The sequence below is a fragment of the Pediococcus parvulus genome, assembly GCF_007990205.1.
Classification (GTDB): domain Bacteria; phylum Bacillota; class Bacilli; order Lactobacillales; family Lactobacillaceae; genus Pediococcus; species Pediococcus parvulus.
This window is the reverse complement of record NZ_BJWE01000005.1, coordinates 1-18,504: the sequence shown is the minus strand read 5'-3', so window position 1 is coordinate 18,504 and position 18,504 is coordinate 1. Positions and strand designations below refer to the sequence as shown.

General features: G+C 39.5%; 19 protein-coding genes and 1 riboswitch. Of the genes, 8 read left to right on the top strand and 11 right to left on the bottom strand.

Annotation, left to right across the window (positions count from 1 at the left end; all coding sequences use genetic code 11):
* Positions 1 to 143: 143 nt before the first annotated feature.
* Positions 144 to 1,172: an NAD-dependent epimerase/dehydratase family protein gene (locus PPA04_RS02180; protein ID WP_057782864.1), complete on the bottom strand. Its 1,029-nt coding sequence runs from the start codon at positions 1,170 to 1,172 to the stop codon at positions 144 to 146.
* A gap of 107 nt (positions 1,173 to 1,279) precedes the next feature.
* Here PPA04_RS02180 and PPA04_RS02175 point away from each other — a divergent pair, with 107 nt between their 5' ends.
* Positions 1,280 to 1,726: a MerR family transcriptional regulator gene (locus tag PPA04_RS02175; RefSeq protein WP_057782866.1), complete on the top strand. Its 447-nt coding sequence runs from the start codon at positions 1,280 to 1,282 to the stop codon at positions 1,724 to 1,726.
* Between the two features lie 357 nt (positions 1,727 to 2,083).
* Here the strand turns inward: PPA04_RS02175 and PPA04_RS02170 are convergent, their stop codons facing one another.
* From PPA04_RS02170 to PPA04_RS02145, 6 genes are all read right to left on the bottom strand, one after another.
* The gene (locus tag PPA04_RS02170) at positions 2,084 to 2,347 is read right to left on the bottom strand and encodes a helix-turn-helix domain-containing protein (RefSeq protein ID WP_057782868.1); all 264 of its coding nucleotides are present in this window, start codon (positions 2,345 to 2,347) and stop codon (positions 2,084 to 2,086) included.
* A 39-nt stretch (positions 2,348 to 2,386) separates the two neighbouring features.
* Positions 2,387 to 2,629, bottom strand: a complete 243-nt coding sequence (locus PPA04_RS02165; protein ID WP_057782870.1) for a hypothetical protein — start codon at positions 2,627 to 2,629, stop codon at positions 2,387 to 2,389.
* Positions 2,630 to 2,792: 163 nt separating this feature from the next.
* Positions 2,793 to 3,527, bottom strand: a complete 735-nt coding sequence (locus PPA04_RS02160) for an ABC transporter ATP-binding protein (protein ID WP_057782872.1) — start codon at positions 3,525 to 3,527, stop codon at positions 2,793 to 2,795.
* A gap of 10 nt (positions 3,528 to 3,537) precedes the next feature.
* Positions 3,538 to 4,545, bottom strand: coding sequence for an ABC transporter substrate-binding protein (locus tag PPA04_RS02155; RefSeq protein WP_057782874.1), 1,008 nt, complete (start codon positions 4,543 to 4,545; stop codon positions 3,538 to 3,540).
* Complete coding sequence (locus PPA04_RS02150; protein ID WP_057782876.1) at positions 4,542 to 5,306, bottom strand: ABC transporter permease; 765 nt, start codon at positions 5,304 to 5,306, stop codon at positions 4,542 to 4,544. Before PPA04_RS02150 ends, PPA04_RS02155 begins: the two co-directional genes overlap by 4 nt.
* Entirely contained in the window at positions 5,278 to 5,574 is a 297-nt protein-coding gene (locus PPA04_RS02145; protein ID WP_057782878.1) for a thiamine-binding protein, read from the bottom strand. The genes PPA04_RS02150 and PPA04_RS02145 overlap by 29 nt, the downstream gene beginning before the upstream one ends.
* Before the next feature lie 112 nt (positions 5,575 to 5,686).
* Positions 5,687 to 5,797, bottom strand: a riboswitch (TPP riboswitch).
* A gap of 242 nt (positions 5,798 to 6,039) precedes the next feature.
* On the opposite strand from PPA04_RS02145, the gene PPA04_RS02140 reads away from it, so the two are divergent.
* The 3 genes from PPA04_RS02140 (at position 6,040) to pta (ending at position 9,213) form a co-directional block, all read left to right on the top strand.
* Complete coding sequence (locus PPA04_RS02140; RefSeq protein WP_057782880.1) at positions 6,040 to 6,750, top strand: glucosamine-6-phosphate deaminase; 711 nt, start codon at positions 6,040 to 6,042, stop codon at positions 6,748 to 6,750.
* Between the two features lie 237 nt (positions 6,751 to 6,987).
* The gene (locus PPA04_RS02135; protein ID WP_057782882.1) at positions 6,988 to 8,190 is read left to right on the top strand and encodes an acetate/propionate family kinase; all 1,203 of its coding nucleotides are present in this window, start codon (positions 6,988 to 6,990) and stop codon (positions 8,188 to 8,190) included.
* Positions 8,191 to 8,238: 48 nt separating this feature from the next.
* The gene (gene pta / locus PPA04_RS02130) at positions 8,239 to 9,213 is read left to right on the top strand and encodes a phosphate acetyltransferase (protein ID WP_057782884.1); all 975 of its coding nucleotides are present in this window, start codon (positions 8,239 to 8,241) and stop codon (positions 9,211 to 9,213) included.
* 162 nt (positions 9,214 to 9,375) lie between these two features.
* On the opposite strand, the gene PPA04_RS02125 is transcribed toward pta, so the two are convergent.
* Positions 9,376 to 9,858 carry a Fur family transcriptional regulator gene (locus tag PPA04_RS02125; protein WP_057782886.1) on the bottom strand — a complete coding sequence of 161 codons (483 nt, stop codon included), beginning with the start codon at positions 9,856 to 9,858 and terminating at the stop codon, positions 9,376 to 9,378.
* Between the two features lie 203 nt (positions 9,859 to 10,061).
* On the opposite strand from PPA04_RS02125, the gene PPA04_RS02120 reads away from it, so the two are divergent.
* From PPA04_RS02120 to PPA04_RS02110, 3 genes are all read left to right on the top strand, one after another.
* Positions 10,062 to 11,474: an MFS transporter gene (locus PPA04_RS02120; protein WP_057782889.1), complete on the top strand. Its 1,413-nt coding sequence runs from the start codon at positions 10,062 to 10,064 to the stop codon at positions 11,472 to 11,474.
* Between the two features lie 52 nt (positions 11,475 to 11,526).
* On the top strand, positions 11,527 to 12,417 hold the full coding sequence (locus PPA04_RS02115; protein ID WP_057782890.1) for a YihY/virulence factor BrkB family protein: 891 nt from the start codon (positions 11,527 to 11,529) through the stop codon (positions 12,415 to 12,417).
* A gap of 103 nt (positions 12,418 to 12,520) precedes the next feature.
* On the top strand, positions 12,521 to 12,967 hold the full coding sequence (locus PPA04_RS02110; protein ID WP_084254273.1) for a MarR family transcriptional regulator: 447 nt from the start codon (positions 12,521 to 12,523) through the stop codon (positions 12,965 to 12,967).
* Positions 12,968 to 13,063: 96 nt separating this feature from the next.
* Here PPA04_RS02110 and PPA04_RS02105 read toward each other — a convergent pair whose 3' ends face one another.
* Positions 13,064 to 14,032 (bottom strand): GMP reductase, encoded by a 969-nt coding sequence (locus PPA04_RS02105; RefSeq protein ID WP_057782892.1) that lies wholly within the window; start codon positions 14,030 to 14,032, stop codon positions 13,064 to 13,066.
* Between the two features lie 36 nt (positions 14,033 to 14,068).
* Complete coding sequence (locus PPA04_RS02100; protein WP_057782895.1) at positions 14,069 to 15,361, bottom strand: adenylosuccinate synthase; 1,293 nt, start codon at positions 15,359 to 15,361, stop codon at positions 14,069 to 14,071.
* Positions 15,362 to 15,605: 244 nt separating this feature from the next.
* On the opposite strand from PPA04_RS02100, the gene purB reads away from it, so the two are divergent.
* Positions 15,606 to 16,901 (top strand): adenylosuccinate lyase, encoded by a 1,296-nt coding sequence (gene purB, locus PPA04_RS02095; RefSeq protein ID WP_057782897.1) that lies wholly within the window; start codon positions 15,606 to 15,608, stop codon positions 16,899 to 16,901.
* On the opposite strand, the gene PPA04_RS02090 is transcribed toward purB, so the two are convergent.
* On the bottom strand, positions 16,898 to 18,121 hold the full coding sequence (locus PPA04_RS02090) for an MFS transporter (RefSeq protein ID WP_057782899.1): 1,224 nt from the start codon (positions 18,119 to 18,121) through the stop codon (positions 16,898 to 16,900). The genes purB and PPA04_RS02090 overlap by 4 nt on opposite strands.
* Positions 18,122 to 18,504: the final 383 nt, after the last annotated feature.

Sequence of the window (18,504 nt, the reverse complement as noted above, 5' to 3'; positions counted from 1 at the left end):
TGAAAAAGAATGTAAGTCCGACAAACATACACTGTTAGAAGATTTAGAAGCTGAATTCGGCGCTAATGTCGATGTTTATTAAATCGCAGTGTTAAAAAAAGGTCGATTGTAATTGCAAAAATTACGATCGATCTTTTTTTGATTTAAATTTGATTAGCGCGGATTAAAGAATCAACGGTGTTTAAAATCGTTTCTTGGTTACTACCGATTGGTTGCCAACCTAATAGTGTTTTTGCGCGCTGATTGCTAACGTTGTGGTTCACTTCTAGGAATAAACGGCCTTCTTTTGCCTGTTGATTAAAATGAGAACCAATACGAATTATCCAGTTTGGTAAGGTTCTTGTGGGAATTTTAGCAACTAATTTTGGTCGGTGAGTTTTGATGAGCGCCGCAATTTCTGGCATTGAAATCGGTTTGTCGCCAACAGCTAAGAAACGTTTTCCTGCTGCAGCAGATGTTTGCATGGCACGAATATGAATATCAGCCACATCGCGAACATCGACAATATTCATTTTGATGTTAGGGATGCGTTTCACAGTGCCATTAATTAAATTACGGACAATCCCAAAACTGCCTGAAACATGATCATCTAAGGCGCCGCCAAGCATAGCACCCGCATTCACAGTTACAAATTCGAGAGTACTGTTCGTTTTTTTAAGATAATTCCAGGCGCTCTTCTCGGCAATGAGTTTAGATTTTTCATAGAGCGATAGACCGGACTCGTTTGGATCAGTCCAGTCGGCTTCGGTTGTGGTATGTTGCTGATTTTTATTGCTGAAACCCACAGCTCCCAAATTGGCAGTCATGATAACCCGTTTTACGTTGCTAGTAACTGCCGCTTTTAGAATCCGTAACGTGCCATCAGTCGCGGCACGGGCGACATCTTTGGTGGCAGTTTCACCATTTACAAAAACTGGAGCAGCCACGCTCATGACGTAAGTAATGCCGGCCATGGCTGTCGACCAGTTATCATCTCGGGTTAGATCAGCTTGGACAAAACTTAAACGGTCAAGATTTGGAACCTCATGAAATTTAAGCGTTTGAAGGACCTCTTCTTTTTTATTGAGTGAACGCAGAGTTGCCCTAACGGAGTAGTTTTCCTCGAGTAACTGCTTGATGATATGCAGTGCTAAAAAGCCGTTTCCACCTGTAACTAATACTTTTTCTGTCATTTTTTGACTCTCCTCTAATTGATTGTGATTTTTATTGTTTTACGTTATGATAGCCATGTTAAACCCTAGACATTACTCTAGGGCAAGGAAAAAGTGGAGCTTATTTTATGACATACACAATAAAAGAGGTTGCTGCCAAAGTTAATCTGTCGATTTACACGTTACGTTTTTATGATAAACAAGGGTTGCTACCGTTCGTGGCACGTAATGCGGCTGGTTATCGTGAATTTACAGTTGGGGATTTGAATCTCCTTAAAACCATCTGTTGTTTGAAAAATACTGGCATGAAAATTAAAGATATTCGCAAATACATTGATTATGTAATGGCGGGACCAGCTTCAGTGAAGCAACGGCGTGAATTATTGCTTAAACATCGCCAGGAAGTTGTGGCTCAACAGAAAAAGATTGAACAAAATTTAGCGGAAGTTGATTATAAAATTAATATGTATACGGCGCCAGATGCCGAAAAGTCAGTTTCTAACGAAATTGCCCTAGCGATAGCCGATAAGGTGGCCAATCATTTACCGAATCCTTATGAAATGCTTCAAAAATAGAGAAGTACAGTTTCAAGTGACACTGATAATAAAAGGTTGAAACTACAAAAACTTATCTTGTTGCTTGATACGAAAACGTTCATGGCAATAAAATCAGATTAAAATGCCGTCTTCCAGTAAATTTGGGCTGGAACGTGGGGGGCACGACTTGTGGCCACAAGCCACGTCTCCAAGCTTGGCCTTTATCTAAGCGAAACCCGCTAAGATAAAGACACTATTGAGCCCATTTGCTTCCAGACTAAGTCTAATCTTTGCAAGCAACGCACTGATATAATAATTTTGATACTTTCAACCTGTAGGCCGATAATAAAAAATCTGTGATCACCAGTAGTTTTTCAACTACCCTGATCACAGATTTTATTTTTTCTTAAAATCTTTATCAAATCGTGTCAGCCAGCGAGAAGGACTCACCGATTGACTAGTTGTCTCATTTAAGATAAGTTCATCCATACTAATTTCATAGATTGAATGCAACTGACGCAAGATAGTTAGACTTGGCTCAGATTCGCCACTTTCCCACTTGGCAACCTGATTAAGACTAACACCCAGTTCTTTGGCTAAGGCACTTCTCGTGTAACCAGCCCGTTTTCGTTGACTGGTCAGTTGGTCTGCAAAAGTCATAACGAGTCCTCCTTCTGGCACAGAGTATGGTAGTAACTTTTATAAGTGTTTAGAGATGTTATATTTGGTTCCGTGTTTATCTTTATTATTCGCAGGATCAACCGCATCTTTGGCGTAAAAAATCAGATACTCTTCATCGTTTTTAGGATCCGTTGCGATCACTAATTCATGAGGCGTTTCATTCTTATGCCGGTATAGTTGACCACTACGGACTGCTTCGTTGTAATCATGAAAATTTCCTAAAGAATCACCAGGATTAAAAAATACAATTTCACTTGCCATAACTAACAGCTCCTTTGGACAATCAAAAATATTGGAAAACACAAGCAAACTTTAGAAATCAGTTTATTTGAATAAACTTGTCTGTGCTTTAACTAGAATATAAACTAAAACATTATAGAAAGCAAAAGATTTGGTTAATTTACTGCTGACTTTTTAACCCACTTTATAATAAGTTTAGAATTTGGCGTTTGTAGTCGAGAAACGACGTGCTCAACTCGAAATCGGGTTGTTTTTTTAGTTCAGAATCAATTATGATTTCCTTTGTAATTGATGCGGGTGTGCCACTTAAAATGTAAATTCGGTCAGATAAGAGGATCGCTTCTTCAACGTCGTGTGTAATGAGTAAAGTTGATAAATTAATTTTACTCATTAAGTTGAGATACCAAGCGTGTACCTGATGTTTTGTGATTTCATCTAGAGCACTGAAAGGTTCATCCAATAAAGCGACTTCTTTATTGAACATGTAAGTTCGCAATAGGGCAGCTCGTTGGCGCATCCCGCCAGATAAAGCCTGAGGGTACCGTTTTTCGGTATGTTGCAATCCAAAGAGTTTAAACAACGGAGCGGCCTTCGCTTCGGCTACTTTTTTTGAGGTGCCCCGCATCAAAGCCGGTAGAATAACGTTGCCCATAATTGTTCGGTAGGGTAGCAGAAGGTCTTTTTGCAGCATGTAACTGAGTTGACCCGTTTTATTTGTAATGGGTTGATTTTTAAGCAGAACCTCACCATTTTCTGGGGAAAGCAGACCAGCAATAATGTTGAAAAGAGTGGTTTTCCCGATACCGCTGACACCAAGAATACTAACTAATTCACCTTGATTTAGCTGAATATTAATATCGGCAAGTATCTGGTGATCCGAATATGTTTTAGAAATATGATGCGTTTGTAATAACGCCATAGTTAAGACCTCATTTAGAAAGATATTGATTTGTGAATCCCTGATTTTTCTTGAGTTTGACGGAAACAAGTTTATGTTGATTTAGCCACTGATAGAATCGATTCCAGCGAGTTGATGAAATTTTTCCCCATTGCTTTGAACCTAAGGTGTACTGTTTGGAAAGGTAGGTTTGACTCGCATAAATTAACTTTTGGTTGCTTTTAAGCTCAGGCACCTGATCCATTAAAATGGTGGCCGATTGATGGGGATGGTTAGCCGCATAGGTATATCCCTTAGCAGTTGCTTTCATGAAATCTTTAGCCAGTTTAGGATGGGCCTTTAAAAATTGGTTGTTGCCAATGAGGGTCGGCGTGTAATAATCAAAAACCTTGTTCAAAGAACGAAATGAAAAATAATTGATGGGAAGGTTTTTAATTTTAGCATTTTCGCCAGCCCAACCGTAAAACACCCAGATCGAGTCAGCTTGTTTTGTCTTTAAGGCCGCCACCTCATCGGTAATGTTATTAGGAATTTTTTTAATTTTGCTATATTGGCCGCCATCATCTTCGACTACTTGTTTGATAGTTGCTTGCTCAATTGGCAAGTCCCAAGTTGCATAACGTTTACCCATCATTTTTTTCGGTGAAGTAATCCCATCTGCTTTGCGCGACATGATCCCCGAAGTGTTGTGCTGAATAATGGCCCCGATTGTGGTGATAGGCAATGGGTCACGACGGGCAATCGCCCCAGCAAACGTATCTTGTGCAGAAATACCAATTTGAGCTTTGCCACTCGCAACAAGCTGTTCGGCGCCATCTTTGGGTGGTTGTACAAACTTCACATTGAGATGATATTTTTTGTAGTAGCCTTTTTGTTTGGCAACATACATTCCGGTATGATTGGTGTTCGGTGTCCAATCCAAAACCATGGTAATCGTCTTCATTTGCGACTTATTAGAACTAGTTTTGCAGCCACCTAAAACCAACATCAATAAAAAACTCAAGCTTAAGTAGAGCCAAAAATGTTTGGAATGTTTCATTTTTTTACTGCCTCCCAGGGCATGACTTTATGTTGAATCAGAGTGACCAACCAAATTAAAAGCAAACTTAAAGCCGAAATTAAAAAGATGACGGCAAACATTTTGTCGTAGGCATAGGCCTTCATGACCCGCGTCATATAGACACCCAAGCCACTAAAACCACCAACCCATTCAGAAATTACGGCACTCACAATTGCATAAGATACAGAGATTTTTAAACTCGAGAAGAAATGATTCAACGAATTTGGAAACTTAACATAGTAATATAATTTCCATTTGCTTGCACCCATCGTTTTCATTAAATGAATTAAATCAGGATCGGTAGCGCGAAAGCCGGTCAGCATTTCCACGGCCACCGGGAAAAATGTCGTGATTGTGATTAAAACAATTTTTGGCAGCATGCCATAGCCAAACCATAAAATCAAAAGGGGCGCGATAGCCACCGCCGGAACAGTTTGACTGAGGACGAGCAGGGGATAAACAGCTTTATAGAGTGGATTAAACAAGTCCATAATTATGGCGATAAGCACACCACCAATGACGCCAATTAATAGTCCCCAGAACGTTTCCAAGAGGGTAACGCCGGCATTTTTCATAAGCAACGGAAAATCGGTGATAAAGGCTTTGACGACATTAACCGGTGAGGGCAGCATGAAAGTCGGGACAATTTGAAAATAACTAATTAATTGCCAGATAAGTAAAAGTGCCAGAATGACCAAAATTGGTAGAAAATTAATGTTGATATTTGTCTGTTTTTTCATGGATTCCTAAGACCTTGCCCTCGGATTTATAATCAATTTTTACATAAGTCATGACTTGAGGGGCACCAGCCTCAGCTGCAATTTTGGTAATGTTTTTAACAATTTCCATGAGTTGGTCGTAGTCGCCTTCGAGTGTGGTTTCAAACGCACCGACTTCATATGAAACGCCTGTGGATTGAATGTACTCAATTGCTTTGTCCACAACAGCCACAACTTTTTTGTCGTCCTCTAACATTGGTAAAACTTGAATTGCAACACTTGTATTCATAAGATAGTTTCCTTTCTTGAAACAAAATAAAAAAGCCAACGACAACGCGCCAGCTTTTGATTGCATGTTTAAAATTGGTCATCAAATGACGGAATGTGAGCTGTCACTTGATCATCAAAACGATTAAACTTCCTGCGCTGGCATTATCCATATCAGGTTCGAGGGTCAAAAACCACTAGTTTTTATCTCAGCCGGATTGGATCCAGCACCCCTGTATTTGTTACGAATTCAGTATATCGATAAATATAAAATTCGGCAACTAATTTAATTCTCAGGGTGGTGTCTAATTTCAGTAGGGAATATTTCTAGATATCGTGATTTATAGAAATAATTTTTGATTTTTTGGTCTATACCCTTGCAATTTATAGAGGGAGAATATATAATTGGGCTATACCAATGTGAATGGGATTTTTATTCTTATAGATCTCATCGGAGTCGAAAAAGAAAATAAAAAGGAGCTTGATTATGCAAATTATTATTGTTAAAGATGAAGTTGAAGGCGGACAAGAAGGCTACAAGATTTTTGCTGATGCTAAGAAAAATGGTGCTCATACTTTTGGTTTAGCTACCGGAAGTACACCAATTACAACTTACAATGACATTATCGCTAGTGATCTTGATTTCAGCGATTCCATTTCTATCAATTTGGATGAATACATCGGGTTAGCTGCTGACAATGACCAAAGTTACAACTACTTTATGCATGAACATTTATTCAACAAAAAGCCATTTAAGAAATCTTACCTACCAAATGGTTTGGCTAAAGATATCGATGCTGAAGCAAAACGTTATGATAAAGTAATTGAGGACAACCCAATTGATTTACAAATCTTGGGTCTTGGCCGCAATGGTCATATTGGTTTCAACGAACCAGGAACTTCACCTGAAATTGGCACTCATCGTGTCTCATTAACTCAATCAACGATCGATGCCAATGCCCGTTTCTTCGCACATGAAGAAGACGTGCCTAAGGAAGCCTTATCAATGGGATTAGCTTCAATTATGAAATCAAAACATATCTTGTTGGAAGCTTACGGTGAAGAAAAGGCTGATGCTGTTAAGGGAATGATCGAAGGCCCTAACACTTCAGACTTACCTGCAAGTGTGCTTCAAGACCATGACAACGTGACTGTTATTCTTGATGAAGCAGCTGCAAGCAAATTAACAAACAAATAAACTACCAAATTAATTGGCACAAAGAGATTTATCCTATACAAGTTAACGCTATATAGAATAAATCTCTTTTTTTAAATATTTAGTTTCTAATAACAAATAGGCATATGGTTTTCATGTTAAAAACAATAAGGTATAATTTATGTAAATGAGCGTTGAGAATTTAGGGCAAACGCGGTAGAGTGAAAGTATTAAAAAAAGATCGAATCGGATTCATAGAAAAGTGAGTGGGGGTTAACTTTGGAAAAAACAATTGCAATTAATGCAGGAAGTTCATCACTTAAGTTCAAACTGTTTGAGATGCCAAGCGAGAAAGTTCTCGCAAGTGGCAAGGTGGATCGAATTGGTATTGATGGCTCCACATTTACAATGATTTATGGCGATCAGGAAAACACGCGGTTTGAAGAGCCAGTTAAAGATCATGAAGTTGCGATCCATATGGTTCTAAAGGCTTTGATTGATCTGAAAATTATTCGAAGTTTTGATGAAATTACAGGCGTTGGTCATCGCGTTGTAGCGGGTGGCGAAATTTTCAATGGCTCCGTCGAGATTACGGAAAAAGTAATTAAGCAAATTGAGAGTTTATCAGAGTATGCCCCATTGCACAATCCGGCCAATGTGATTGGAATTCGGGCAGTGCAAAAGGTCCTGCCAAACGTCACAAGTGTTGCGGTGTTTGACACTTCTTTTCATGAAACATTACCCGCAAAAAATTATTTGTACAGTATTCCTTATGAATATTATGAAAAATATGGCGCGCGTAAGTATGGTGCCCATGGTACGAGCCATCAATTAGTTGCTTTGGATGCGGCCAAACTACTTGGCAAACCATTAAGTTCTTTGAAGATGATCACCCTTCATTTAGGGGCCGGTTCCTCAATTGACGCTATTTTGAATGGCCAGTCATATGATACATCAATGGGCTTTACCCCGGTTTCTGGGATTACAATGGCAACCCGTTCAGGAGACATCGATGTTTCTTTAGTCAATTATTTGATGGAAAAACTAAAGATTACTGACTTTTCTGAAATGATTGAAATATTAAACACCAAGTCTGGATTGTTAGGTATTTCTGGAATCTCTTCTGACATGCGCGACGTTTTGGAGGCTAGACATAAGAGTCGTCGGGCTGAGTTGGCCGTTGAAATTTTTGTGAATAACATTGTGAAGTATATTGGGGCTTACATTGCTGAAATGCACGGAATTGATGTTTTAGTTTTCACAGCAGGCATTGGTGAGAATGGGATGTTAGTCCGAAAAATGATTGTTGATGAGTTGGATTATTTTGGACTTAAAATTGATAACGAAAAAAACCAGGTTCAAGGTGAGTTGCGAGATATTAGTGCTTCGGATTCTAAGGCAAAGGTGTTAGTTGTGCCTACGAACGAAGAATTGGCGATCGCCCGTGAAGTTGAACGATTTAAAAAAGAAACTAAGGCATAACCTATAATTAAATATAAAATTCTGTCTTTTATGGAAGGAGTTTCAAACATGGATTTATTTGACGGTTTAAAGGCAAAGATTAAGGGTCAAAATAGAACGGTTGTATTTCCAGAGGGGGACGATGTCAGAATTTACTCTGCGGCTGCGCGGTTGGCACAAGATGGGTTGGTCAAACCAATTCTGTTGGGCGATGCAAAGAAAATTGTAGAAAAGGCTTCAAAAGATGATGTTGATTTAAAAAATGTTGAAATTATTAATCCGGACAATTATTCGGAAGAAGAAAAGCAAGAAATGGTGGATGCTTTAGTAAAGCGGCGTAAGGGAAAGAACACTATTGAAGAAGTGCTGAAGATGTTAACTGATGTGAATTATTTTGGCACAATGTTGGTGTATCTGCACAAAGCAGATGCAATGGTTTCTGGAGCTGTGCACCCAACGGGAGATACAGTTCGTCCGGCGTTACAAATTATTAAAACAAAACCTGGTGTAAAACGAATTAGTGGTGCGTTTGTGATGCAGCGCAATAATGAACGTTATATTTTTGCGGATACGGCGATTAATATTGATCCAGATGCGGCAACACTGGCAGAAATTGCGGTGGAAAGTGCGCATACGGCTGAAATTTTTGATATTGAGCCTAAGGTAGCTATGTTGAGTTTTTCAACGAAGGGTTCGGCAAAGGGCGATATGGTCACAAAGGTGCAGGAAGCAACTAAATTGGCACAAGAGAAGGAACCGGAGATGGAGATTGATGGTGAGCTGCAGTTTGATGCGGCGTTTGTGCCGGATGTGGGTGCAAGTAAGGCACCAGATTCAAAGGTAGCGGGGCATGCAACGGTGTTTGTGTTCCCAGAATTGCAATCAGGAAATATTGGGTATAAGATTGCGCAGAGATTGGGACATTTTGAGGCAATAGGGCCAATTTTGCAGGGATTGAATGCGCCGGTGTCGGATTTGTCACGAGGAGCAAGTGAAGAAGACGTGTATAAAGTGGCGATAATGACGGCGGCACAGGTAAGGTAAGAGTAAAAGTGCGCGAGGCAAAATGGTAAAAGGCAAATCCTAAGTGCGACATATGCGGGATCGCAATCCCGCGGGAGTCGTACTTAGGATTTGCCTTTTATTTTGCCGAGCGGTCCTAGAGCTCAGCGGAAAAAAGCTATCCAAACAATAAACCATCCAAACTTAGTAGAGTGAGTTTGGATGGTTATTTGAATTCTTATTTTTTAATTTAGCTTGGCATTCAGGACACAATCCATAAATTTCGAAGCGATTACCCGAAATTTGATAGCCTGTTTGTTGAGTCGCTTGTTTTTCCATCTTTCTCGCATCTTTTTGAAAGTCAGGATAAAAAACATCAGTGATTTTACCACAGTTTGTGCAAATTACGTGGTAATGCGGCTTATTGAAATAGTCGTAATGCACGCCATCTTCGCCGTTTGCCAGTTCAATGACAATTCCTAAGTCGACAAATAATTTTAATGTGTTGTAGATCGTTGCCAAACTCATATTTGGCGTGGTTTGTGCCAAGGCCTCGTGAATGGTTTCAACAGTTGGATGATTATGATGGGTGACTAAATAAGCCAAAATCGTGCGTCGCTGAGGGGTAATTCGAATGCGTTTACTTTGTAAATCTGTAATAGCTTCATCCACTTCTGCGTTTGCCATACCTAAACCTTCTTCCATTTCGTTAGTCACAATTAATAAGTAAAATCAATTTAATCACTTTTTTAAGATGACTTCAACTCTATGCAGGCAATAAAATCGTTTAGAATTTTCGAATTCAGTTTACACCAGTCTAAATATGAAATACAATTAAATCGATTTAAAATGATTCTAACTTAGGCATAAGTTAGTGAGGAGTGAGTTTGATGGAAGAACGGCTTGGAATTTTTAAAGGGGATAAAAAACTTCGCAGTTGGTTTGTGGGGATCTTATTGGCGGGCACTTTTACAATGTCGATCAGTCAATCTTCATTATCAACGGCTTACCCAACTTTAATGCGCTATTTTGGTGTTACCGCGCCAACCATCCAGTGGCTGACGACAGGCTTCATGTTGGTTATGTGTATCATGATGCCTATCAGTCCCTGGCTATTAAGTAATGTACCGTTTAAACGGCTATTTCAAGCCGTGTTAGTGTTGTTTGACGTTGGAACGATTGTTATTTTATTTGCACCTAATTTTCCGATCATGATGTTTGGACGAGTCCTAGAAGCGATTGGCGTTGGGATCTTATTTCCGGCTTACCAGAGTGTCATGTTGACAATTACACCAGAAGAATCTCGAGGGGTCACAATGGGCATTGTGGGGCTGGTGATGGGATCGGCATTAGCTGTAGGACCAATCATTTCTGGAATTGTTTTGAAATTTACGACCTGGCAAGGACTTTTTGTGATTTTTGCCATTATTATTACGCTAGTTTTTCTCTTGTCATTTAAATTCATTGCAAATGTCATGTCACTGAAACTAGATCGGTTAGATTTTATCTCGGTTTTTAGTTCGTTAGGGTTGATCGGACTGCTTTTTGTTATCAATCAACTAGGTAAAACTGGTGTTAACTGGACGAACCAGTTTGGTTTACTTGCCGTTAGTTTAGTGATGTTAGCCTATTTTGTGTTTCGTCAATTTCACATCAAAACGCCAATGCTCGAATTGCGTGTACTTAAAACGTTTAATTATGATTTAGCCGTGTTACTGACGGGCTTTTCTTACATTGCCTTAATTGTGACGACAATTATTTTTCCGCTTTATTATCAAGAGGTGCTTAAGTTATCGCCTTTTGCATCCGGAATGTCGCTTGTACCAGGGGCCGTATTTTTAAGTTTACTAAATCCTGTTACTGGCAAGTTGGCTGATCGATTCGGGTTCAAACGCGTGCTGTTAATAGGAATGAGCATGATTACAATAGGTTGGGGAATTTTGTTTGTATTCTCTAGTGAGCTAAATTTGATTGGCATGGTGATTTTGGCAATGTTGATCGAAGGCGGCAATGCGTTTGTCATGATGCCCGCGATGACACTGGGGGCAAACTCTTTGCCAGACAGTCTCATTGCTCATGGAACGGCCGTTATTACAACTGTTCGTCAAATACTTGGTTCGTTGGGAGTAGCGGTTGCCACCATTATATTAACGGCGATTACGCAAAGTGAGTTGACCAAAGGCAGTCACGTGGAAGTTGCTACTCAAATGGGATATCGGGCAGTGTTCTTTACTTTCTTTCTTGTAGAGGTTGTGGGATTATTGCTTTCAATTTTGATTAAAAATTCAGAAAAAAAGGGTTAACTTAGTAAATTGTTGTATACTATTAAAGTTAAATAAAAACGGGGTATATAACATGACTTGGAAGAGGTTTGGGCATAAATGTAAAACATATTGGCAAGGCTTTATGATGCGATTTAATCGTGCAGATGCCGCAAATAATGCAATTGTCCTTGCCTTCTATACGTTGCTTGCTATGTTTCCGGCAATTATCTTTGTAGGAAACTTGTTGCCACTGTTTCATATTGACGTGACAACAGTGCTGGAATACATTGAAACGGTTGTCCCAAGTACGATTTATCAGATTAGTCAGCCCATTGTCAAAGACTTTTTGGAAAAAGGAAACGGCGAGTTGATGTCCTTTGGTGCCATTTTGATGTTGTGGTCTGCTAGTCAGGCGGTTGCCGCGTTTCAAAGGTCGATTAATCGAGCGTATGGAGTGGCAAAATTTCAAAATCCGATTATAAATCGCGTCGTTTCATTCTTGTTTACTATTTTCTTTGCGGTTTTAATTAGTTTGATGATGTTTTTCTTTAGTTTTGGACAAACAATTGTTGCGTATTTGACGCCTATTCTGAAGTTACCGCATAGCCTTTTTCATATTGTGGGTAACGTAAAACTGCCATCAGCTTTGATCGTTATTTTTTTAAGTTTGATGATTTTGTATTATGTTGTTCCAAACGCCCGCATTAAGTTTAGATATGTGATCTGGGGAGCCGCAGCGGCAACCATTGGATTGATGGGTGTTTCTCAATTTTTTACTGCCTATTTGCGTTATTTTGTTCATTCTGTAAACAGTTATAAGACTTTAGGAACGTTTATTGCGTTGATGTTTTGGCTAGATTTTTCCGGCTTAGTGATTATGATTGGCGGCGTTATTAACGCGACAAGCCAAGAATTGCGCTTTGGAAATATGGAAGATACGACCAAGAATTGGAGTAAACGTTTTAAAAAATATTGGAAATAAGAAAAAAGTTATGGATTAGTGAAAGATCGCTAAATCCATAACCTTTTGAAGTTTTGTTTGCTATACTTAAACAGTTAACAATTTTGGAGGAGGTTGGGGAACTGTGTCAGCAAAAGAGAATGAAGCTTTATTTGAAGGTTCAATTGAAATTTACATGACTACATTGAAATTTTTAGAGTATGTCCTTTCGGAACCGACAAAGGAATATGAGATCTCGTTTGAACAATTTTTGGTTTTACGGGATATTCGCTACCAGGAAAATGTGACGCAGATGGGAATTGCGACCGAACGAAATGTTACTCGGAGCGCAGTTTCTAGACAAATTAAATCTTTATTGAAATTAAACTATATTTCTCAAACACCGGACCCAAAGGATCAAAGAAGGTTGTATCTTCACCTGACCCAGCGTGGTGCAGAAGTGGAAAAACTGATTGATCAAAAAGTGCATTTAGTTTTTGAGGGCTGGATCATTAAGTTTGGCCAAAAAAAGGTTGATATGCTACTCAAGCTACTAAAAGAGTTTGGCAACGAAGTGATTAATTTAAAATAGTGATAGAAAAGGGCAATTTCACTGATAGTACTCGGTGAAATTGCCCTTTTAATTTGAAATATGGGTTGCAAACTATTGTTTTTTATCCCCATTTTTTTAGTTAAAATCATTTACTCCGTGTAAAATGACATAATCTACTTTGCGGATGGCATCCAATGAGCGGCCACCAGCGTAAGAAATTGAGGACTGTAAATCTTGATGAATTTCTTCAAGGGTATCTTTAATGTGACCCCGATAAGGAACCAACATTTGACGACCTTCAACGTTTTTGTGTTGGCCTTTTTGCGTTTCAGAAGCTGAACCATAATACTGTTTATAGTTTTTGCCATCGATGGTAATCATGTTGCCAGGAGATTCTTGGTGGCCTGCCATCAAAGAGCCAATCATGACCATGGTAGCGCCAAATCGAATCGACTTGGCAATGTCACCATTTGTCCGAATGCCACCATCAGCAATGATGGGCTTGCTGGCAGCTTTGGCACACCAACGAATTGCAGCCAATTGCCAACCACCAGTTCCGAAACCGGTTTTGAGCTTAGTAATACAAGCTTTTCCAGGACCAATTCCAACTTTGGTTGCATCGGCACCAGCGTTTTCAAGTTCACGGACGGCTTCTGGCGTTCCGACATTTCCCGCAATTACGAACGCCTCAGGAAGCAGGTGCTTAATATGTTGAATCATGCGAATCACACTATTGGCATGCCCGTGGGCAATATCAATTGTAATAAATTCTGGTGTGATATTTTGATCAGCCAGTTGAGAAATGAAATCAAATTCCTCTTGTTTCACACCCACACTAATAGACGCGATTAATTTTTGCTCATGCATTTTATTGATAAAAGCCAACCGTGTTTCCGGTTCGAAACGGTGCATGACATAAAAGTAGCCATTTTTTGCCAGCCAAACGGATAACTCTTCGTTGATGACCGTGGCCATATTTGCGGGAACCACTGGAATTTTAAAGGAGTATTTTCCTAGTTTTACAGTGGTTCCCGCTTCAGAACGGCTTTCAATAATACATTTGTTAGGGATAAGTTGAACGTCTTCATAATCAAAAACTCTCATGGTTATCGCTCCTATTCAAAGTTAAAATTCTAAACGTTATTTTGCATTCCAAATATCAGTCAAAACGTTGGTTTGTTCGCGATCGGGTCCTACTGAAAATGTAGAAAGGGGAATACCAACTAATTCTGAAACGCGGTTCAGGTAATTACGCGCATTTTCAGGTAGTTCAGCCAGTGTTTTACAGTTAGTAATATCTTCTGTCCAGCCAGGAAGTTCTTCGTAAACTGGTTCACATTTTTCGATTTGCTTTTCAGAAGCGGGATAGTGATAAATTGTTTGACCATCCAACTGATAGGCTGTACAAATTTTAATCGTTTTTAAGTTAGTTAAAACATCCAAGCAGTTTAAGCATAAACTGGTTAGGCCACTTACTCGCGTTGCGTGGCGTAAAACGACAGTGTCTAACCAGCCAATGCGCCGGGGACGACCAGTAACTGTGCCGTATTCATGACCGGCTTCGCGAATGAAATCACCGGTTTCGTTTAATTGTTCAGTTGGGAAAGGACCATCACCCACGCGGGATGTGTAGGCCTTACATGCCCCGACAACTTGGTTAATGCGCCATGGACCAACACCGGCCCCCACAGCAGCACCACCGGCAGTGGGATTTGAGGAGGTGACATAAGGATAAGTCCCGTGATCGTAATCCAACATAACTCCCTGAGAGCCTTCGAATAGCACATGTTCGTTCTTATCAAGGGCCTCATTAATTAAAACCGAAGTATCGGTGACACGATCTTTGATTTCTTGACCGTATTGGTAGAAAGATTCAAAAATATCTTCAAATTTTAAAGGTTCTGTTTCATATAATCTGGTAAATAATAAGTTTTTATTTTTAAGGTTAGTTCTGAGTTTTTCTTCAAAAGTATCGCGTTCCAGCAAGTCACAAATTCGGATTCCGATTCGTTCCGCTTTATCCATATATGCTGGACCGATTCCCTTGTGGGTAGTACCGATTTTGCCAGCTGCTTTAGACTGTTCTTGTAATTCATCTAAACGAATGTGGTAAGGCAAAATAACTTGAGCACGATCTGAAATCCGTAAATTATCAGTTGTGATACCGTTACTTTCTAAATAATGCAATTCGTTGTGTAAAGATTCAGGATTAACAACGACGCCATTGCCAATCACACTCAAACCATTACGGTTGAAGATTCCGGATGGAATAAGTTGTAATGCGAATTTTTTGCCTTTAAAGACGATGGAATGTCCGGCATTATCACCACCAGAGAAACGAACGGTTAAAGCCGCGTCACTCCCTAAGAAATCTGTTATTTTACCTTTTCCTTCATCGCCCCATTGGCTACCTACAACTACGATTGATGACATTTAATGACCCCCGAATAATATAATTTAAACAACCAAATAAGTGTAACAAGGTTTTTGACGAAAAGCAAGAAAAACACGAATTATATGTATGATGTATATTTTAAAGTACGGTTTATCACTGATAAATAGCAGGTGAGAAACCTCAATCAGTTTAATGTATGTGGAATATCCGATATATGTATGCTATAGTATTACACGGATATTTAAAGCACTTATTTTAAACTCGAAAATGTGAGGGATACGAATGTTAGAGAGATATACACGTGAAGAAATGGGTAATGTATGGAGTTTACACAACCAATATGCATCTTGGTTGAAAGTTGAAATTGCGGCCGTCAAAGCCTGGGGAAAATTAGGGAAGATCTCGGCGACCGATGTTGAAAAAATAACAAAGAATGCCCAATTTAGTGAAGAACGAATTGCCGAAATTGAAACTGTGACCCATCATGATGTAATTGCCTTTACCCGCGATGTTTCGGAATCTTTAGGTGAAGAGAAAAAGTGGGTACATTATGGTTTAACGAGTACCGATGTGGTGGATACCGCTCAGGGATATCGTTTAAAAGAAGCCAATGTGATTATTCGTAAAGACCTTGAAACTTTTAAAGATACTTTGGCATCACAAGCCAAAAAATACAAATATACCGTTATGATGGGAAGAACCCATGGCGTGCATGCAGAACCCATGACCTTTGGATTAAAATTGGCGCGCTGGTATTCAGAAATCAAACGAGATATTGAACGATTTGAGCATGCTGCAAAAGGGGTTGAAGCAGGTAAAATTAGTGGTGCTGTGGGGACTTTTGCTAATGTGCCACCGGAAGTTGAAGGATTTGTTTGTGAGGAGTTAGGTTTGAATGCACAAGAAATTTCGACTCAAATTTTACCCCGTGATTTACATGCCGAATATATTGCGACACTTGCGTTAATTGCCACAAGTGTAGAAGAGTTTGCCACTGAAATTCGCGGGTTACAAAAATCAGAAGTCCGTGAAGTGGAAGAACATTTTGCGCCAGGACAGAAAGGGTCTTCTGCAATGCCTCACAAACGTAATCCAATCGGTTCTGAGAACGTTTCCGGCTTGGCTCGGGTAATTAGAGGTCACGTTCAAACTGCGTACGAAGACGTCAATTTATGGCATGAACGCGACATTTCGCATTCTTCTGCAGAACGAATTATTTTGCCTGATACAACCATCTTGGTTGATTACATTTTACATCGGATGAACAGCATTATTGGTAACCTCACTGTATTTCCAGAACATATGAAAGCCAACATGCATCGGAGTTTTGGATTAATTTATAGTCAACGGGTGCTGTTAAAGTTAATTGATGCTGGGTTATCACGAGAGGCTGCTTATGATCGCATTCAACCATTAACTGCTAAAGCATGGGACGAAGAAATTCAGTTTAAGCCGTTGGTTGAATCTGATCCGGTGATTAAGAGTCATCTTTCGCCAAAAGAAATAGATGATGCCTTTGATTACAGGTATCATCTAAAAAATGTAGATTATATTTTTAATCGTGTTGGGCTAGATTAATGCAAATCTTTGAGCTTGTCAGTTAATTGAGGGAGCCGTTTATAAAAGAGTCCCGCAACCAAAATTAATAAAATTCCGGTGACAATCAAAATGTAACGGATCGCCACCACATCGGCTAAAGGCCCATAAAACAGCATGGCAATTGGGTAGACTCCGGTTGACACAATTTGGAGAATTGAGAAAACCCGTCCCATTTTGGTGGGCGAAACATTTTCTTGAATCAAAATGTTGGAAGTTGCCTGAATAACTGGCATGCAGATTCCTGAGAAAAACATGAAAAGTAGGTAGGTCCAAAATGGTTCAGGCAGTCCCATAACAGCAAAACTAATGCCAGATCCTGCAAAACCAATCGCAATCAACCGAATTTTATGGGGTAAATGTTTGTGAATGGTGATGTAAAAGCTACCAAGCAAGGCCCCCATGGTCCATAGCAGCTCATTTAACGTCAATCGCCAAACTGCAGAGCCAAAAGTTCGTTTCACATAAAGTGTCGATAGCTGGGATGATGGCGAGACCAGTACGAACGCGATCAAGGTAAACACCATAAAATTTCGTAAGTATTGATGAGAGAACGTGTATTTTAACCCTTCCCAGATACCTGGTAACCCAGCAACTTGATTTTGCTTTTCTTGTTTAAGCTGCTTCACATGAATGCATAACAATAAGGCGATTCCAGTAGTGGCGGTCACAAGGTCCACCACGAAAACAAAAATAATTCCGAGTTTTCCTAGGATAACACCGCTTAGAATTGGAGAGATTAGCAATAACACCGAGCTAACAAACTGATTCAAGCCGTTAATCCGTGAAAGCTCTTTTTTTGGTGTGATTTCTGGTAGAAGGGCATTTCCCGCTGGTGTTTGAATCCCGGATCCCAGCGAACGAATGGCGGCAATTAGTAACAACAACCATAAATTTCGAAAAACAAAAAAGTAAATTAACGCCGTAATAATAGTTAAGAATGTGACTAGTCCGCTAGATGCCACAATCAATTTTTTACGACTATATTGATCTGACCAGATGCCTGCCCACAGTGAAATTAGAATTTGTGGTAGCGTAGTGGCCATGGTGGCAAGCATGATCCAAGTTCCGGATGAAGTTTGGAGGGCAATGTACCAAAGAATGGCAAAGTAAACTGCTGATGAACCAAACAGAAAAAAATTTTGTGCCGCTAGAAAATAACCGACGTTTAATTTCCAGTGTCTTGAGTCTGTAGTTGTCATGAAAAACGTCCCCTTTGGAAATTAGTTTACCACGACCATCCCCAAAATTATTCAAAAAAGAAGTGAAAACTGTCATCAGTTTCAGTTGAAGCGGGTTTCTAACTAGTGGAAACTCAATATTTTTTTGATTGTCGTTCTGATGTTATCAAAGCGGACGACTAGTTGCGAGTGTATTGAAACATTGTATCCATTTCTCAAGAGGATGAGTTGCAACTATCTTTTGGAGCCGTTGCAGTTGTTGTTTGAAAACTCGTTACAATTTTATTTTTTGCTACTACACTTAATTAGAAAATTAATGGACACAAAGAATCCAAGAACTTCTTTTGCAAGAAATTCTTGGATTGAGGTATTTATTCGGTTGTTTTAAATTTTTTGTCCAAAGC

Bases quoted from the DNA above. Each gene is read 5' to 3' on its own strand.
- PPA04_RS02180 (WP_057782864.1), bottom strand. From the start codon at position 1,172: ATGACAGAAAAAGTATTAGTTACAGGTGGAAACGGCTTTTTAGCACTG.
- PPA04_RS02175 (WP_057782866.1), top strand. From the start codon at position 1,280: ATGACATACACAATAAAAGAGGTTGCTGCCAAAGTTAATCTGTCGATT.
- PPA04_RS02170 (WP_057782868.1), bottom strand. From the start codon at position 2,347: ATGACTTTTGCAGACCAACTGACCAGTCAACGAAAACGGGCTGGTTAC.
- PPA04_RS02165 (WP_057782870.1), bottom strand. From the start codon at position 2,629: ATGGCAAGTGAAATTGTATTTTTTAATCCTGGTGATTCTTTAGGAAAT.
- PPA04_RS02160 (WP_057782872.1), bottom strand. From the start codon at position 3,527: ATGGCGTTATTACAAACGCATCATATTTCTAAAACATATTCGGATCAC.
- PPA04_RS02155 (WP_057782874.1), bottom strand. From the start codon at position 4,545: ATGAAACATTCCAAACATTTTTGGCTCTACTTAAGCTTGAGTTTTTTA.
- PPA04_RS02150 (WP_057782876.1), bottom strand. From the start codon at position 5,306: ATGAAAAAACAGACAAATATCAACATTAATTTTCTACCAATTTTGGTC.
- PPA04_RS02145 (WP_057782878.1), bottom strand. From the start codon at position 5,574: ATGAATACAAGTGTTGCAATTCAAGTTTTACCAATGTTAGAGGACGAC.
- PPA04_RS02140 (WP_057782880.1), top strand. From the start codon at position 6,040: ATGCAAATTATTATTGTTAAAGATGAAGTTGAAGGCGGACAAGAAGGC.
- pta (WP_057782884.1), top strand. From the start codon at position 8,239: ATGGATTTATTTGACGGTTTAAAGGCAAAGATTAAGGGTCAAAATAGA.
- PPA04_RS02125 (WP_057782886.1), bottom strand. From the start codon at position 9,858: ATGGCAAACGCAGAAGTGGATGAAGCTATTACAGATTTACAAAGTAAA.
- PPA04_RS02120 (WP_057782889.1), top strand. From the start codon at position 10,062: ATGGAAGAACGGCTTGGAATTTTTAAAGGGGATAAAAAACTTCGCAGT.
- PPA04_RS02115 (WP_057782890.1), top strand. From the start codon at position 11,527: ATGACTTGGAAGAGGTTTGGGCATAAATGTAAAACATATTGGCAAGGC.
- PPA04_RS02105 (WP_057782892.1), bottom strand. From the start codon at position 14,032: ATGAGAGTTTTTGATTATGAAGACGTTCAACTTATCCCTAACAAATGT.
- PPA04_RS02100 (WP_057782895.1), bottom strand. From the start codon at position 15,361: ATGTCATCAATCGTAGTTGTAGGTAGCCAATGGGGCGATGAAGGAAAA.
- purB (WP_057782897.1), top strand. From the start codon at position 15,606: ATGTTAGAGAGATATACACGTGAAGAAATGGGTAATGTATGGAGTTTA.
- PPA04_RS02090 (WP_057782899.1), bottom strand. From the start codon at position 18,121: ATGACAACTACAGACTCAAGACACTGGAAATTAAACGTCGGTTATTTT.